14 protein-coding genes are annotated in these 17,049 nt (G+C 37.8%); 8 read left to right on the top strand and 6 right to left on the bottom strand.

The genetic code is table 11. The features are described 5' to 3' along the window. From FJ218_00935 to FJ218_00915, 5 genes are all read right to left on the bottom strand, one after another. Positions 1-652, bottom strand: a 652-nt coding sequence (locus FJ218_00935; protein ID MBM4165486.1) for a hypothetical protein, incomplete at its 3' end; no start/stop codon positions are given. An 8-nt stretch (positions 653-660) separates the two neighbouring features. Beyond that, on the bottom strand, positions 661-1,149 hold the full coding sequence (locus FJ218_00930; protein MBM4165485.1) for a hypothetical protein: 489 nt from the start codon (positions 1,147-1,149) through the stop codon (positions 661-663). Between the two features lie 336 nt (positions 1,150-1,485). Then, a complete protein-coding gene (locus FJ218_00925) occupies positions 1,486-2,400 on the bottom strand; it encodes a hypothetical protein (GenBank protein ID MBM4165484.1) in 915 nt (304 codons plus the stop codon). Positions 2,401-2,574: 174 nt separating this feature from the next. Beyond that, entirely contained in the window at positions 2,575-3,372 is a 798-nt protein-coding gene (locus tag FJ218_00920) for a hypothetical protein (protein ID MBM4165483.1), read from the bottom strand. A 404-nt stretch (positions 3,373-3,776) separates the two neighbouring features. Next, the gene (locus FJ218_00915) at positions 3,777-3,980 is read right to left on the bottom strand and encodes a hypothetical protein (protein MBM4165482.1); all 204 of its coding nucleotides are present in this window, start codon (positions 3,978-3,980) and stop codon (positions 3,777-3,779) included. A gap of 330 nt (positions 3,981-4,310) precedes the next feature. On the opposite strand from FJ218_00915, the gene FJ218_00910 reads away from it, so the two are divergent. From FJ218_00910 to FJ218_00890, 5 genes are all read left to right on the top strand, one after another. Further along, entirely contained in the window at positions 4,311-5,597 is a 1,287-nt protein-coding gene (locus FJ218_00910; GenBank protein MBM4165481.1) for a serine hydroxymethyltransferase, read from the top strand. A 74-nt stretch (positions 5,598-5,671) separates the two neighbouring features. Continuing rightward, positions 5,672-6,421 carry a twin-arginine translocase subunit TatC gene (gene tatC, locus FJ218_00905; protein MBM4165480.1) on the top strand — a complete coding sequence of 250 codons (750 nt, stop codon included), beginning with the start codon at positions 5,672-5,674 and terminating at the stop codon, positions 6,419-6,421. 90 nt (positions 6,422-6,511) lie between these two features. After that, on the top strand, positions 6,512-7,486 hold the full coding sequence (locus FJ218_00900) for a polyprenyl synthetase family protein (GenBank protein ID MBM4165479.1): 975 nt from the start codon (positions 6,512-6,514) through the stop codon (positions 7,484-7,486). Positions 7,487-7,583: 97 nt separating this feature from the next. After that, positions 7,584-8,000, top strand: coding sequence for a PspC domain-containing protein (locus FJ218_00895; GenBank protein ID MBM4165478.1), 417 nt, complete (start codon positions 7,584-7,586; stop codon positions 7,998-8,000). An 89-nt stretch (positions 8,001-8,089) separates the two neighbouring features. After that, the gene (locus tag FJ218_00890; GenBank protein ID MBM4165477.1) at positions 8,090-8,557 is read left to right on the top strand and encodes a hypothetical protein; all 468 of its coding nucleotides are present in this window, start codon (positions 8,090-8,092) and stop codon (positions 8,555-8,557) included. Between the two features lie 323 nt (positions 8,558-8,880). On the opposite strand, the gene polA is transcribed toward FJ218_00890, so the two are convergent. After that, entirely contained in the window at positions 8,881-11,856 is a 2,976-nt protein-coding gene (polA, locus tag FJ218_00885) for a DNA polymerase I (protein ID MBM4165476.1), read from the bottom strand. A 176-nt stretch (positions 11,857-12,032) separates the two neighbouring features. Between polA and thrA the strand changes: the two genes are divergently transcribed. The 3 genes from thrA (at position 12,033) to thrC (ending at position 16,978) form a co-directional block, all read left to right on the top strand. Beyond that, positions 12,033-14,486, top strand: coding sequence for a bifunctional aspartate kinase/homoserine dehydrogenase I (gene thrA, locus FJ218_00880; protein MBM4165475.1), 2,454 nt, complete (start codon positions 12,033-12,035; stop codon positions 14,484-14,486). Between the two features lie 93 nt (positions 14,487-14,579). Next, entirely contained in the window at positions 14,580-15,512 is a 933-nt protein-coding gene (locus tag FJ218_00875; protein MBM4165474.1) for a homoserine kinase, read from the top strand. 146 nt (positions 15,513-15,658) lie between these two features. Then, complete coding sequence (thrC, locus tag FJ218_00870) at positions 15,659-16,978, top strand: threonine synthase (protein MBM4165473.1); 1,320 nt, start codon at positions 15,659-15,661, stop codon at positions 16,976-16,978. Positions 16,979-17,049: the final 71 nt, after the last annotated feature.

Below are 17,049 nucleotides of genomic sequence, written 5' to 3'. Positions count from 1 at the left end.
CTCTTAACGCAGATTTTATAGATTCATCATCGCTTTCGTCAAGTAAATTCTGCAATGCATCCTGTGAACCGGAATAGATACGAAGTGAACCCCCAGCAAGAAGTAACGCCTCCATTAAATCTTCATTGTTTCTAACGGAAGTAATAATTGTGTGAAACAATTTTCCATAACGCTCTAATGACTTAAAGCGATTGAACAACCCCAAATAGAATTTTGCTTTTTTCCCATCCCGATTTCTTACTGCTTTCATACGTTCACTTTGTAATTTTTTAAGCAATAAATCAAGATCGTTGCCGACAGTTCCTATTACCGGTTGAATTTCGTCCCAACGATTTTTAAGTTCGTCAACTAATTCTTGTGTAGTGTCAACTTCTGATTGAACTCCTATTGCAAGAGAGCGTATTAATACCCAAAAATAATCATCGCTTGTTGGCGGTGTAGGTAAAATAATACAATCGAAGCCAAGCGGCTTGGCAACTGAATTGAGGTAAATTAATGACGTAGCAAGTGTGCGAGAATAATCCTCTCCTAAAAAATACGGCGATGAGTTAAAATGGAGTATTGAATCACGAGTGAGTCCTTGTGAAAATAATTTTGTGGGAGTTAAAAAGAGAAATACACTAATAAAAGAGGCGAACAATCTGACAAGCATTTTTTCCATTACCTTTCTCTATTTTCAAGAAGGAAAACCTTATTATCTTCTTCAACAATCGAAAAACGATAATAATAAATCCATTTTGTGATTGGAAATAACATAGCACTAAATGCCAGGACAAACACACTCGCATAGACGATAAAACCTAAGGGGGGAAAAGGCAATGGAATACCTAAAGAATACGCTATCGGAAACATTTCAATAATTACAAGTAACAACAATAAAAATATATACAATAGTAAATCTATACGGTTTATCTTTCTTGCACCTCTTAAAACATCAAAAAGACTATCTATTTTCCCTCCCATCCCTTTTGGGTCTAAATAAAAAACCTCCACTAACTTTTTGAAGGAATTCTCGTCGTCTGGGTTAATCGATTGTACCAGTCCTTCATAGGTTACTTTACTTCTATTACCTTTTTTCTGATTCTCGAGATCATCAATTTTACTAATAATCATTTGTTTGCCGACGTGCTCTTCAGGTTCATCTTTCATTTTACTTTTTATACTATTCAGTTCTTCAATTTGATTTGTGTATTTCTTATCGTTGCTTAATATCTTACGCCATTCGAAGAAAAAATAAAGAATGTATTTGATATTTAACAAGAACCAACTGATAAGTATAAGAAATAATACGTTTACCAAACCCAAAACACTGCCTACAATAATGGCGAAATCTTTTTGATGAATAAATTTTCCCGATAAAAAACCGAAAAGAAAAAAGGGAAGAGAAATAATTATCGCAAAACATATAAAAGCAGTTCTTGGCTTTTTGTGAAATAGTTCATCAAATATATATTGTACCCTTGGCTTCGGAAAGAAATGCATTCATTAATCCAGCGCAGCAAAGTTAGCAGTGATATTTTTATTACCGTCTATCATAATAACATTCGGGTTTTGTTCACTTTGAATGTCTCCGCTCCAATTAACAAAACGGAACCCCTGCGATGGATCTGCTAATAGTTGTACAAACGAACCTTGTGCATAATTTGTGTAATTAGGAGATTTCACCACTTTTCCATTTTGTGCAGTTATAAAAACTTTATATTCGGTGCCTATTTTTAGCCCCGGTGAAACAACCCTTTCTCCATAGATAAACTTCTCTAAAATTGGGCTTGCCCATAACCCTCCAAGGAATGCTACGAAACCTGGAAGAGAATAAATTGCATTTTTTATTAATTGATTTTCTCCAATAACTTTCATCTCACCGTTAACCATCTTATACTGATTGTATATATTTATAATATTAACTGCACCCTCCCCAGAAAGTACAACCTCCAAAAATACAAGTATAACTATACAAAAACGATCCATCCAGATCCAAAATTTATAATCTTTTAAAGTTGCAGTTAAGATATTGTTTGCCCATTTTGTTCTTTCTTCGCCAGTAAGATTTTGCTTCATCGTCAACCAAGTTAATTGCTTTCTTGTATCATCATCATCTGGAGGTAATGAGTTTATAATTAGATCTATATCTAATTTGTTAATTATTCCATCTCTTTTTAAAATTAAAGCATTGATATCTTGTTGAAGCTTAGGATCTATGGGGTTATTATGATCTTGAATATTCTGCTTTTCCTTTAATTCGTCATTAATTATATTCAATTCGTCGTTTATATTTTGATAATATTTTATAAAACGGTTCCGATGAGATTCGTGTATGTGAACTTTACTTATTCCAAGACAAACAACCGTTGTAATAATAGCAAAGATCACTCCGTCTTCTACTTTCTCTTCAAGTGACATACCTAATCCTCTCTGGTAGCCGAAAATAGCTATGATAAGTATAAAAATTGTAGTGAAAATATAGTTTCCGGGTTTAATAACTTTGAACATGGCTTATTATTGTTTTTTATGAAAAAATATATATTTAAAATTGAAACAACTTGTATTTACTACAAAAAATCAACCTCACTTAACTTAAGGTCCCCCTATTTCGTAATTTGTTACATTAATCAACTTAAAGTAATCTTCAAATAATTTTTTTATACGATCTGTTACTTTAGAAGCTTCTATTTGAGGTCGACTACTACTTCTTAGACAGGGTAGTGTACTTGGGCTTATTATTGGTAAACCAATTCCATAGATTATTATTGATTTTGACGCTAGCAACGCTAAGTTTTTGGGGATAAAATCGTTCTTATTGTTTTGCATATATGTATAAAAACGATTTATTTCGCCGCCTTCACAACTATGTTCAAAATCAAATCCCCCCTCCTTAAAAGATCCATTTACTTCTAATCCATCTGTAAGAAAATAATACTTATCTGCGAGAGGGACTCTATCAACTATAACTTTTATCCCTTCAAATATTCTAGATATCTCACTTCCATTTCTACCCCCTAAACTTTTTCTTATACTATCTCTCTCGTTACCAATAGTGGTTAAAAAAGAAGCAAGTTCTTCATCACATTCTTTCGCAATTTTGTATTGTAATTGCAAGCATTTAGCTATTGTCATATCGGGCGGACACGTATCTTTCCGACAAGGTGGAGGAAAAAGAGAGTATAAGTAATCCGGGGAAAGAATTGGATCTAATTTGTATATATAGAAAGTGTCTTTGCCATCTGTACTTCTTATTACATTCATTATTTTTTCTATATATCGGTCTTGCATCGGTTGAAATGAACTTGATAAATCAACACCAAAGACAATGATTTTTCCAAATGCTTGTGAAGCAAATAGCAGCAAACACAAAACAATAATATTTTTTTTCATAATAAATTTTACTTTCCGTATTGAAGAATTTTTTTGAGTTAGAAATTGTAGAAGCATTTTTAAAAGTAAAAAGGACGCTCCATCAAACGTCTTTTTCTGAAAGTACTGGCATACTTGATTATAAAGACATAAGAGGCGCGTCCATCGCTGGACGCAACCATCTTGCTGTTCTTATAATCATAAAATACTTGCCAGTTATTCAGAAAAGAACTACGCAATCGGTGCGTTATATTTTAAATCTAATCTTTTACTTCATAAATGTTTTTTAGTTTTTTGAAAACTTGTAAAATTAAATTATCTACTAATGTTGTTATGCTTGCTTACTTTGTTTGCGGTCTTGCATTGTCGCCCAAAACGTTACGGCAAGCAAAATGAGTAAAATTCCCGAACTGATGATGAGTACGTTATCCATTTGCGTTTCCTTTCCTTTTCAAAAAGAGTGTGAGAAATAAAAATACGATGTAAAGGCAAAAGCCCATCAGCACTGAATACCACTGAATTGTTTCGCGTGAAAAAACACTGCTTACGAGCAATGCGCCAAAAACAATTGCACAAGAATCTTTAGCAATTTCTGCAAGAATATTGTATTGGCTTTTTAAGAGTTGCATACGTTGTTGTTTTAATGCGGACAAAATATAAATCGTTTGCGATAGAAAAACAAATTTTTTAAAAATGGAGCCCACGTCATCAAAAGAAATTGAGCAACTTTCAAATGCTTTTGTGTTTTAAAATTTTACGTGGACTCCATTTTCTTTGCAAAAAATAATTCGTAGTTTTTATCCCAATTTTTTCAACGTACGGATTCATTATAAACAACTGATGACGATTAACGAATAACAAATTTCTTCTTCCCTCTTTTAGCATCCCGTCATTGCGGGATACCAAAAGAGGAAGAGGAACAAAACTCAAATCCCAAATCTCATATCGCAAACCATTTTATGCACAACATCAAAAATTTTGATTCGGAAATTTTTCAAACGCTTGAGAATGAACGCGAGCGGCAAAACACAAAACTCGAACTCATTGCTTCGGAAAATTTTGTCAGCAAAGCAGTAATGGAAGCAATGGGAAGCGTGCTCACGAATAAATACGCCGAAGGGTATCCGGGCAAACGCTACTACGGCGGATGCGAGTTTGTGGACGTTGCGGAAAATCTTGCGCGTGAGCGTGTGAAAAAACTTTTCGGCGCCGAGTATGCAAACGTGCAGCCGCATTCAGGTTCACAAGCAAATATGGCGGTGTATTTTACGTTCGTGAAACCAGGCGACAAAGTGATGGGAATGAATCTTTCGCAGGGCGGACATTTAACACACGGCTCGCCGGTAAATTTTTCGGGACAACTGTACAACTTTGTCGCGTATGGCGTGAACAAAGAAACCGGTTTCATTGATATGAATGAAGTAGAAGCGCTCGCAACAAAAGAAAAACCGAAAATGATTACCGTCGGCGCATCGGCATATTCGCGCAACATTGATTACAAAGCGTTTCGTGTTGTTGCGGATAAAGTCGGCGCGTTTTTGTTTGCCGATATTGCTCATCCCGCGGGATTGATTGCAAAAAAATTATTGAATGACCCGCTCCCGCAATGCCACGTTGTAACTTCGACGACGCATAAAACATTGCGAGGGGCACGCGGAGGTTTGATTTTACTTGGAAAAGATTTTGAAAATCCGTTCGGACTTGTTGCGCCAAAAAGCGGACGAACAAAAATGATGAGCGAACTTTTGGATTCGATGGTGATTCCGGGAATTCAAGGCGGACCGTTGATGCACGTGATTGCGGCGAAGGCAGTTGGATTTTTAGAAAACTTGCAACCGGGTTTTGAAACGTACGCGAAGCAAATTATTTCAAATGCAAATGCGCTTGCAAAAAAAATGCTCGCACTCGGTTACAATATTATTTCCAACGGCACAGATAATCATTTGATGCTGATTGATTTGCGCAATAAAAAACTGACGGGAAAATCCGCGCAGGAAGCGTTGGACGAAAGCGGAATTACGGTGAATAAAAATGCTGTTCCGTTTGATACTGAATCGCCATTGATTACTAGTGGCATTCGTATCGGAACTCCCGCAATTACAACGCGGGGGATGAAAGAAAGCGAAATGGAAATCGTTGCCGAATTGATTGATGACGTATTGCGTAATGTCGGAAATAAAAAAGTGTATGCCGATGTTGCAGAAAAAGTGAAAGCGTTGTGTTTGCAATTTCCGTTGTATCAATAATTATTTTTGCCACTAATTGCACGAATTATCACGAATATAATTAGTGTCAATTCGTGAAATTCGTGGCTAATCAAATGCCTGAAATAGAAACCGAACACAAAGAACTTTCCTTCCTCGACCATCTCGAAGAATTACGCTGGCGTATTGTAAAAGCGCTGATGGGCGTTCTCCTTGCAGTTATTCTGTGTGCTTTTTATGCAGAATTCCTTGTCAATAACGTTGTGCTTGGTCCTATACAGAAAACAAACCCTCCGTTGCAGTTAATCAATACGGTTCCGTACGGTCAAATAACGTTGTATATGATGGTGGTGTTGGTATCAAGTATCATTCTCAGTTCACCGTGGCTGCTTTTTCAAATATGGATGTTTATTGTTCCGGCGTTGTACTCGAAAGAAAGGAAATATTTTACGGGCGTAGTTTTTTTCACAACGTTTTGTTTCCTTGGAGGAGTTGCGTTCTCTTATTTTCTGATGCTTCCGTATATGCTGCAATTTTTCGCAACATTCGGTTCGCACCATATTCAAAACCTGATTTCTGTCGGCGATTATATGGGTTTCGTCCTTCAAATGGTGTTGCTTTCCGGTTTGATTTTTGAGTTGCCAATGATTTCGTATTTCCTCTCGAAGTTTGGAATTGTAACTCCGGCATTTATGCGCCACTACCGCAGACATTCCATCGTTGCAATACTCATTCTTGCCGCAATACTCACACCGACAACAGATGTTGTAACGATGGCAGTTTTCGCAGCGCCTATGTTAATTTTATATGAAATCAGTATTTGGATATCGGCGATTGTACATCGGAAGAAAGAAGCACCCGTTTGAATTACACCAACAAATGACCAATGACAAATTACTAATGACTATCATTGGTAATTAGTAATTTGTCATTCGTAGTTAATAGTAATAGAAAAGATGAATCTCAAAGAAATAGCAACACCAATCGAAAAAGAACTGAAAACGTTTGAAGATGTTTTTCGCAATGCAATGCGTTCGAAAATATTTCTCGTTGATACTATTACACGCTACATCTTAAAACAAAAAGGAAAAAAGATGCGACCGATTTTAGTTCTTCTCTGCAGCAAACTCTGCGGCGGAGTGAACGAACGAACATATCGCGGCGCAGCATTAGTAGAAATTCTTCACACAGCAACGTTGATTCACGATGATGTTATTGACGAAGCAAACACGCGTCGCGGACTTCCTTCCATCAATTTCGTTTGGAAAAATAAAGCCGCTGTGTTGATGGGAGATTTTCTTCTCGCAAAAGGATTACTGCTTTCGCTCGACAACGATGATTTTGTCTTCTTAAAAATTATGAGCGATTCTGTTCGGCGAATGAGCGAGGGAGAAATTTTAGAAATCGAAAAGAGCAGAAGTTTGAGCGTGGATGAAAAAACGTATTTCAAAATTATTTCCGATAAAACTGCGTCCTTGATTTCCACATGTACAGAAATTGGTGCTGCGGCTGGTTCGAACAATGGCGAATACAGAAATGCAATGCGGAACTTCGGAGAAAATCTCGGACTTGCTTTTCAAATCCGCGATGACTTGCTCGATTTTGTCGGAAAGAAAAGCATTACGGGAAAACCAACCGGCGGCGCAGATTTGAAAGACAAGAAAATTACGTTGCCGCTTATTCACGCACTTGAAAAAGCGCCGAGAACGGAAGCAAATACAATTCTGAAAATCATAAAGAATGGAGCAGATAAAACTGGCGCGTTAACTGTTTCCAATTTTGTAAATGAATACGGCGGCATTGAATACGCAACGCGGAAATCAATGGAGTATGCTGAAAATGCAAAAGATATTTTACGGCAATTTCCAAACTCGCCCAGCAAACAATCGCTGTCCGGTTTTGTGGATTTTGTGGTAACGAGAATGAATTAAACACGGTATAAAAATTACGTTCCACTCGTAACTTTTTCTCCTATGCATAAGTCTAAAAGATTACTTATATATTTTACAACGTTTTTGGAGATACAATATGTCTAACGATTATACGCAAGGAACAAAACGTTTGTTTCGTTCGCGTCAAGAAAAAATGATTGCCGGAGTTTGCGGCGGTGTTGCTGAATATTTGAACATTGACCCGTCTATCGTTCGTTTAGTTTGGGTTCTGCTTACACTACTGGGCGGCTCCGGAATATTACTTTATGTGATTGCTTGGTTCATTATTCCGAATAATCCATATCATATCATTTCTGAAAGCGCGCCTACGCCACCGCAACAGTCAAACAGTTCAACGGTAATGGGATTAGTAATGATTTTTCTTGGCTCCGCATTTCTCTTTAAAAATCTTCTCGAATTTGCGTGGTGGACATTCTGGAGTTTCTGGGGAGTATCCGCAATCGCAGTTGTAATGATTATTTTGGGTGTGATGCTGATAACGAAAAGAACATAATTGTAGATGAATTTCAAAAATATTTCTCGAACGTTATACATTAAAAACTTGCACTGGAAAATATGAGTCTTCGGTTTTCAGTATTTGGAGTGCTCCTAATAATCATTGGTTCATTTCTTTTGCTTAAACAATTTCACATCATCGAACTACGTTGGGATATCTTTCTTTGGGGACTTCTAACAATTTGGAGTGGTGATATGTATCTTAGAGGATTCAAGAAAAATGAAAACGGCAAAGTTTTTTTCGGAACTACGCTGTTTCTATTCGCACTCTATAATCTTCTTCGCTCACTCGATTTTTTTGAAGTTCATTTTCACACATTTGTTCCCATCATCTTCATCATTTTAGGGTTTTCTTTTTTGATGGTTGCGCTTACCGAACCACGTTCATTTGTTCCGCTCATTCCTGGATTTTTCCTCAGTGGAATCGGAACACTGCTTCTCCTCGAAGAATACGGTTACATTGACAGTTTCGATGTGTGGAATTACGTGCGAGTGTATTGGCCAATCGCGCTTATTCTGTTCGGATTGATGCTCATTTTTAGAACGAGAAAATAAATTACTCAAGCATATTCTGCTTTATAGTGCAAGAGTATTAAATCTTTTTTCTCTATCGTCATTGCGAAACTTTGTGTTTGACTTTGCGTTACTTCGCGGTTAAATGCAAATGTTGTTTAACCGCAAAGTCGCTCAAAGTTTTTCGCAGAGTAACGCGGAGTAATTTTCGGGCGAAAATATACTTAAAGAGTTGTGAAATCTTTTTTCAACCTCGACAACTTCAAAAGAGATTCCTCATCCACATAAATGTGGTTTCGGAATGACTGCTTTTGAATTTTGAAAATAATCAATCTAAAATGTTCAATATAAAATGTAAAATGAAATCAATGCGCATCAAACCAATTCTTCCCGCTTCCAATTTCCACTTCCACCGGAACGGAAAGCGGCAAAGCATTTTTCATACAATCCAAAATTAAACTCTTTGCTCTATGCTCTACGCTTTCCGCAACTTCAAAAACAAGTTCGTCGTGAACTTGCAGCAACATTCGTAACTCGTGGTTCGTAATTCGTGATTCATAACTCGTAACTCGCGACTCGTAACTCGCAACTTTCTCATAGATTTTTATCATCGCCAACTTAATCATATCCGCCGCAGTTCCCTGAATCGGCGCGTTAATCGCTTGTCGTTCTGCATTCGAGCGAATACTTCCATTCTTACTATTAATATCAGGAAGATACCGTCGCCGACCGAGCAGTGTTTCTACATAACCCGTGCGCCGACAATATGCTTTCGTATCCTCAATGAACTGTTTCACTTTCGGAAATCGCTCAAAGTATTTCGTAATAATCTCCTTCGCTTCATTCTGTGGGATTTGCAAACTCTGCGATAAGCCAAACGGTCCCATACCATACATAATCCCGAAATTCACTTCCTTAGCACGCCGTCGTTGTTCGCGAGTATCAATCGAAGAACTCGCAAATAATTTCTCCGCTGTTGCTCTATGAATATCTTCTCCATTCCGAAATGCTGTTTGCAATCCCTCATCGCCGCTCATATCCGCCATAATGCGCAGTTCGATTTGCGAATAATCTGCGGAAAGAATTCTCCAACCGTCATCCGTAATAAACGCTTTCCGAATCGAACGACTGACTTCTGTACGAATCGGAATGTTTTGCAAATTCGGTTCGCTGCTCGATAATCTTCCAGTCGCGGCAACAACTTGATTGTAGGAAGTGTGCACGCGTCCCGTTTTTTTATTGATGAGATTTGGCAACGCATCAACATACGTGGACTTGAGTTTGTACATTGTACGGTGTTCCAAAAGTTTTTCGATGAGCGGATGTTCGTTGCGCAAATCTTCCAACACATCTTCTGCCGTAGAAAATCCTGTTTTCGTTTTCCGCGACGATTTCAATCCGAGTTTTACAAATAAAATATCTTGCAATTGTTTCGGCGAATTGATGTTGAACGTTTCTCCGGCGAATTGGTAAATGTCTTGCTCGATGTTTTTAAGATTGCGTTCCAATTCTTTCGATAACTCACTCAAAAATTTTGTATCGAGTTTTTGTCCCGCGCGTTCCATTTCAGAAAGAACAAAAACGAGTGGGAAATCAACATTGTTGCAAACTGTAAGGAGATTTCTCGCTTCGCTCGGAATGACAGAATTAGTGGTTTTTTCATTCTTCAATTTTTCTTTCAACACATTATACAATCGCATCGTCATATCAGCATCTTCACACGAGTATTCGCAAATGTTTTCGAACGGAATTTCCCAAATCTTTTTTTTCTCTCGTCCCGTTCCGAGCAAATCATCAAACGAAATCATTTTGTAATTGAGAAATTCCAACGCAAGCGAATCCAATCCGTGCCGCGAGTTATTCCGAAAAACAAAATGCGCAATCATCGTATCGAAAATTTCTCCCTTTGTTACAATCCCATAATTCGCCAACACATGCGCATCGTACTTTGCATTCTGTGCAATCTTCAAAATCTTTTCGTTTGCAAAAACTGGTTGGAGATATTTCTTCACAGACTCAATAGTAATTTGAGATGTGAGATGTGGAGTGGGCGATTTTGAATCTACTGACTTCTGACTACTAACTACTTTCTTCTTGGTCGAAAATAAATCTTGTATTTCTTCTCCGCCATCTTTCTCAATTGAAGGAACAAACTCAACCGCAACGTAATACGCTTCCCTCTCTTTCATACAAAACGATACGCCGACAACGTCCGCATCCAACGCATTTTCCGAAGTTGTTTCCATATCGAATACAAACTGTTTTGCCTTGGAAAGTTTCTCACACAATTTCAAAAAATCTTTTTCCGTCGTAACTAAATGATACTTATGTTCATCATTAGTAATATCAGTCGTCTTTTCAAATTTTGCAACATCGAAAGAGATATCTTCGTCTGTTTCAAGTTGCGAGTTACGAGTTACAAGTTTTGAGTTATCTATTTTCTCATTTGTAATTCGTAACACGTTACTCGTAACTTTTTTCAGAAGATTCTTAAACTCAAACTGCGTGAACAACTTTGTAAGTTGTTCAACATCTCTTTCTTTCGCTTTAAGTTCGTGAATATCTACATCAAGAGGAACATTGATATCAATCGTTACGAGTTCTTTGGAAAGCAATGCAAGCGCTTTGTGTTCTTCAAATTTTTTTTTCACCGCTGCTTTTTCAATTTTATCAATATTTGTAAGAATGTTTTCAATACTGCCGAATTGCTGCACGAGTGGAATCGCAGTTTTCTCGCCAACGCCGGGAATGCCGGGAACATTGTCCACTTTATCGCCAATCAAACCAAGCACATCAATCACCTGCGAAGGAGGTACGCCGAATTTTTCCAGCACGTGGGCATTATCAATAATTTCCCATTCAGCGTTTGCATTTCCCGGCTTCAACATTTTGATAAACGGCGAAATTAGTTGCATAAAATCTTTATCGCCGGTAACAAGATACGTGAGAATTTTTTCTTTCTCCGCTTTGCGAGCAAGCGTTCCCATAATATCATCGGCTTCGTAACCGTGCATTTCGAGAACGGAAATGTTGAATGCGCGAACCAAATCCCGCAACTGGTCGAGTTGAGGAATAAGTTCTTCTGGAATTTCTTGTCGCGTCGCTTTGTATGCATCATACATTTTATGACGAAACGTCGGCTCTTTCGTATCGAACACGACGGCGAAATATTCCGGTTTGTCGCTATCTAAAATTTTGAATAACGTATTTGCAAAACCAAACAATGCGCTGACGTTTTCGCCTTTTGATGTTCGGAGCGGATTGGTAATGAACGCATAATACGAACGATAAGCAATCGCCATTCCATCGAGTAAATATAATCTGGGAAGTGTAGTTTCCATTGGAGTTTAAAAGTTAAGGTGAATATAGACAATTTTACATTTTCTATTTTAAATTATTAGAGGAAAGATGGAATTCCTAAAAAAAATTTCTCTTTTCCGTACTACGGACAACTGATTTCTGACTACTGACTACGAACAAATTACTATATTTACAAAAGTTAAAATTAGAATATTTTATGAAAGTTCTCAAATTCGGCGGTTCATCGGTTGCATCGCCAAAAGTTATCCGAGAAGTCGCAAACATCATTCTTTCTGCAATCAAAAAAGAAAAAGTTATTGTCGTCGTTTCTGCTTTTCAGGGAATCACAAATCAACTTCTTGTATGTGCTTCACTTTCTGAAAAAGGAAATGAACAATACCAATCGCTGTTTCGCACAATTTCAAAGCGACATCTAGATGCGTTCGATGCACTCGTCGGGAAAAAGAATTCCGCGCGAAAACTCATTGAGAAAATGCTCTTAGATTTGAAAGATATTTTACGTGGAATACATTTACTGCACGATTGTCCTCGGCGCTCTCTTGATTTGACAGCAAGTTTCGGCGAGCGTTTGTCTGCATTGATTATTTCAGAATTTCTCAAAACAAAAACTGCATCGTGTTGTGTTGATGCGCGAGAAATTATTGTTACCGATGACCAATTCACACACGCAAATATTTTATTCGAGCAAACGAATACAAAAACGAAACGATATTTTTCTCAACTTTTTTCAAACAAGAAAACAATCATTCCCATTGTCACAGGATTCATTGCGTCAACGGAAGATAGACGCACAACAACAATCGGACGAAACGGGAGCGATTACACTGCAGCTATTATCGGTGCAGCATTACAGGCGAATACGATTGAAATTTGGACAGATGTTGATGGCGTTCTTTCTGCTGACCCGCGCGCTGTTCAATCCGCTTTTGTTCTTTCGCAAATGTCGTACGAAGAAGCAATGGAACTTTCGTACTTTGGCGCAAAAGTATTACATCCTGCAACCATCGCTCCTGCGATTGCAAAAAATATTCCGATTGTTATCAAAAATACGTTCAATCCAAATGCGCCGGGAACAATGATTTCGCGAAAATCAAAACCGTTTGATGATGTTGCGAAAGGAATTACGTCTGTTGATGATTGTACGCTTTTCACGTTGCGCGGATTGAGTATGGTTGGAGTTCCGGGAACAGCAGAACGATTATTTCATTCGCTTGCAGCAAATTCCGTGAATGTGATTTTAATTTCGCAAGCATCGTCGGAACACACGATTTGTTTTGCAGTTGCAACGAACGATGCAATGAAAGTACGAAGAGCGATTGGAACAGAATTTCATCTCGAATTGCAAAACAAACTTACGATGCTTGATGAAAAACAACAGCAAACAATTGTTGCAGTTGTTGGTGAAGGAATGAAAGGAACTCCTGGCGTTTCGGGAAAAGTTTTTCAATCGCTCGGAATGAATAATATCAACATTTCTGCCATTGCGCAAGGAGCATCGGAAAGAAATATTTCGTTTGTGATTGATGAAAAAAATAAAACACGCGCGCTGAACGTTATTCACCAAGCATTTTTTGAAAAACGAAAACGGCTTTCTCTCGTTGTTTTTGGCGTTGGGAATATCGGGAAAGCGCTTCTTGAACAAGTACATCAGCAGCAACAATCATTATTCAACGAAGGATACGATATCCGAGTGATTGGTATTGCGAATAGCAGGAAATTTATTCTTCAGCGTGAAGGAATAAACCTTTCTCGATGGAAAGAAGAACTTGAAACTTCTGCAAACATTATGAATGTTCAACAGCTAGTTCATAAAATTTCTTCGCTTGAATTGGTGAATGTTGCGCTCGTTGATAATACGGCGAGCGATGATATTGTGAAAGAATACGCTGGTTTCGTCAACGCAAATATGCACATCGTAACGCCGAACAAACGAGCAAATGTTCTTCCGTTGAAACAATATACCGCATTCATTGAATTATTGAAGCGAAAACAAAAATATTTTCTCTTTGAAGCAAATGTCGGCGCGGGACTCCCGATTATTTCCACACTGCACGATTTAATTACAAGCGGTGATACAGTATTGAAAATCGAAGGAATGTTTTCGGGAACGTTGAGTTATTTATTCAATAATTACGATGGAAATATTCCGTTCAGTGAAATGTTGCAATCAGCATTTGAACACGGTTACACTGAACCAGATCCGCGCGATGATTTATCAGGACAAGACGTTGCACGAAAACTTCTCATTCTTGCGCGGCAAACAGGTCAAACGATGGAACTTCGCGATGTTCGTTACGAAAATCTTGTGCCGTTTCTACTGCGTAGAGAAAAATTCTCGAATGAATTATTGCAAAAATTTTCCCGATTCGATAGAGATTTTCAACAGAGATTTGAAAAAGCTACTCGAAAGAATTGTGTTCTTCGCTATATCGGAATTGTCGAAGGAAATAAAGCGTTTGCAATATTGAAAAACATTCCACGTGAACACGTGCTTGCATCAACCAAAGGAAGCGATAATGTGATTACCTTTTCCACAAAGCGATATTCCAAAACACCGCTGGTTATTCAGGGACCTGGTGCTGGAGCAGACGTAACTGCAATGGGAGTATTTTCGGATGTATTAAAACTGGTGCATTATTTGCCGTATTAATGAAAGCGTGACAATTTTTTCAATGTTTGGTTAATTAAAAGAATATTCTCTTATTAAAACCGTTTTTAAACAACAATAAGAAAAGTTCCACCTATGAACAAACGTTTAGTAAAATTTTTTGCTCCCGCTACAATTTCTAATCTTGGTTCAGGATTCGATGCGATTGGTCTTGCAATTGATAAACCCGGCGATATTGTCGTTGCAGAAAAAACAAAAGAATGCACACTTTCATTTTCGGTGAAGACCTCAGTGAAAGATGTTCCTATCAATCCATCGGATAATGTTGCCGCATACGTAGCGCAATTGATGTTGGACGAATTCAAACCCGATTTTGGCGTTAAAATGATGTTGAATAAACTCATGCCAATTGGTTCTGGATTAGGAAGTTCCGCATCAAGTAGTGTTGCATCGGTTCTGGCTATCAATTCTTTTCTCAAAAAACCGTTGAAGAAAGTAGATTTGTTGCGTTTCGCTGTCGAAGGAGAGCGAATGGCGAGCGGTGCTCCTCATGCGGATAATGCGGCTCCATCATTACTTGGCGGAGTGTGCCTTATTCGTAGTTATTATCCTCTCGATGTAGTGCAAATTCCGGTAAAAAATATTTTACATTGGGTTGTTGTTCATCCGCATATCGTCATTCGCACGGAAGAAGCGCGCAACATTTTATCACGCATTGTAGATTTGAAAGCGGCAGTAATTCAATGTGGAAATTTCGGCGGATTGATTTCAGGATTAATCGAAGGGAATGCAAACCTCGTCGGCAAATGCGTTGAAGATGTGTTGATTGAACCGGTGCGAAAAAAACTTATTCCTGCATTTGACGAAGTAAAACAATCTGCAATAGAAAGCGGAGCGTTGGGTTGTTCGATTTCCGGTTCTGGACCATCATTATTTGCAATTGCAGATTCACCTGCAAAAGCGAAAAAGATTGCAAACGAGATGATAAAAACATTTTCCAAAGTTGCAAAAATAAAATCCGAAGCGTATATCTCGAAAATAAATATGAGCGGAGCAAGAGAGGTTTGACAGTATTATTGTCATTACATTCATAATGAAATATCTCCTCTGTTTTACAGTAGTGAAGTGTTAGAGTTTTTTTTATCATTTCTCTAAAACTCCATTCCACTATCACTTTTTTCCACTCGTTTTATTTCACGTGAATATTTTATCCAGTGAAATTTCTTAGTGTAAACAAACAATCACCATCGGTATCATTTCGTGATGCATTATTATCCGGCATTGCAAGCGATGGAGGTTTGTTTGTTCCTGAAAATATACCTCGCATCTCTCCTGCTTTGCTTTCTCAATTAGAAAATCTTTCTCTGCATGAAATCAGTTTTGAAATTATATCAAAATTTATTGATGAAATTCCAAAAACCGATTTGCAAAGAATTATTTCTCGCGCGTTAAATTTTCCAATTCCGCTTGTACAATTAGAAGAACATTTGTTTCTGCTCGAATTATTTCACGGACCAACGCTCGCATTTAAAGATATCGGCGCGCGATTTATGGCAGAAGCGCTTTCGTATTTTTTACAACAAGAAAAAAAAGAAATCACTATCATAGTTGCAACGTCGGGTGATACGGGAAGTGCCGTCGCAAACGGATTTTACAACGTTCCGAATATTACTGTGTACGTTTTATATCCATCGGGCAAAATTTCTCCGTTACAAGAAAAACAAATCACAACGCTCGGCAAAAACATTCATGCAATCGAAGTGGAAGGAACATTCGATGATTGCCAGAAACTCGTGAAGCAAGCATTAGCAGATTTGGAACTTGTCGTGAAAAAAAATATGACAACTGCAAACTCGATTAATCTCGGAAGATTGATTCCGCAACTTGTGTATTTTGTTTGGGCTTATTCACAATTCAAGAAGCCACATCGTTCTACGCAGATTGACGCGAATATTAATATTGTTGTTCCAAGTGGAAATCTCGGAAATTTGACTGCAGCATTGTATGCAAAACATATGGGATTACCAATTCGATGTATTGCTGCAACGAATGCAAACAATGTTGTTCCCGAATATTTTTCTACAGAAATATATTCGCCGCGTTCATCTGTTCAAACATATTCCAACGCAATGGACGTGGGAAATCCAAGCAATGTAACGCGTATGCAATTTCTGTACGGAAATGATGTTCAGAAAATGAAAAGCGATATTGATGCGATGGCGATTTCCGATGAAGAAACACTGAATGAAATCAGAGAAACGTACCTGCGAAAGAATTATATTCTCGACCCGCATACTGCTGTTGGAGTTTGCGCAGCAAGAAAACGTTCAAAAAATTTAGCAGTCAGCAATCAGCAGTTTATCGTTGCCGCAACAGCGCATTATGGTAAATTTCCAGAAGTGGTTGAAAAAGCAATCGGGGAAAAAATTTCACTTCCTCCATCATTACAACGCATTTTTCCACAAGAAAAAAAGAACGTAGTTTCGCTTTGCGATTTCCATTCCCTAAAAAAATTATTCCTTTCTGCAGAATAAAAAAACTCTCTCTCATTTCGTTGGCGAATCATTGATTTTTCACTATTTTTTTCCTCAATTTTTTAAATAGA

The organism is Ignavibacteria bacterium (assembly GCA_016873775.1).
Classification (GTDB): Bacteria; Bacteroidota; Ignavibacteria; order UBA10030; family F1-140-MAGs086; genus JAGXRH01.
Note: the sequence above shows the minus strand (reverse complement) of the source record. Positions and strands in the feature narration are given on the sequence as shown.

Excerpts from the sequence above, each read along its gene's own strand:
- FJ218_00915 (MBM4165482.1), bottom strand. The coding sequence starts at position 3,980 with ATGCAACTCTTAAAAAGCCAATACAATATTCTTGCAGAAATTGCTAAA.
- FJ218_00910 (MBM4165481.1), top strand. The coding sequence starts at position 4,311 with ATGCACAACATCAAAAATTTTGATTCGGAAATTTTTCAAACGCTTGAG.
- thrA (MBM4165475.1), top strand. The coding sequence starts at position 12,033 with ATGAAAGTTCTCAAATTCGGCGGTTCATCGGTTGCATCGCCAAAAGTT.
- FJ218_00875 (MBM4165474.1), top strand. The coding sequence starts at position 14,580 with ATGAACAAACGTTTAGTAAAATTTTTTGCTCCCGCTACAATTTCTAAT.
- FJ218_00900 (MBM4165479.1), top strand. The coding sequence starts at position 6,512 with ATGAATCTCAAAGAAATAGCAACACCAATCGAAAAAGAACTGAAAACG.
- polA (MBM4165476.1), bottom strand. The coding sequence starts at position 11,856 with ATGGAAACTACACTTCCCAGATTATATTTACTCGATGGAATGGCGATT.
- FJ218_00930 (MBM4165485.1), bottom strand. The coding sequence starts at position 1,149 with ATGAAAGATGAACCTGAAGAGCACGTCGGCAAACAAATGATTATTAGT.
- tatC (MBM4165480.1), top strand. The coding sequence starts at position 5,672 with ATGCCTGAAATAGAAACCGAACACAAAGAACTTTCCTTCCTCGACCAT.
- FJ218_00895 (MBM4165478.1), top strand. The coding sequence starts at position 7,584 with ATGTCTAACGATTATACGCAAGGAACAAAACGTTTGTTTCGTTCGCGT.
- FJ218_00925 (MBM4165484.1), bottom strand. The coding sequence starts at position 2,400 with ATGTCACTTGAAGAGAAAGTAGAAGACGGAGTGATCTTTGCTATTATT.
- FJ218_00920 (MBM4165483.1), bottom strand. The coding sequence starts at position 3,372 with ATGAAAAAAAATATTATTGTTTTGTGTTTGCTGCTATTTGCTTCACAA.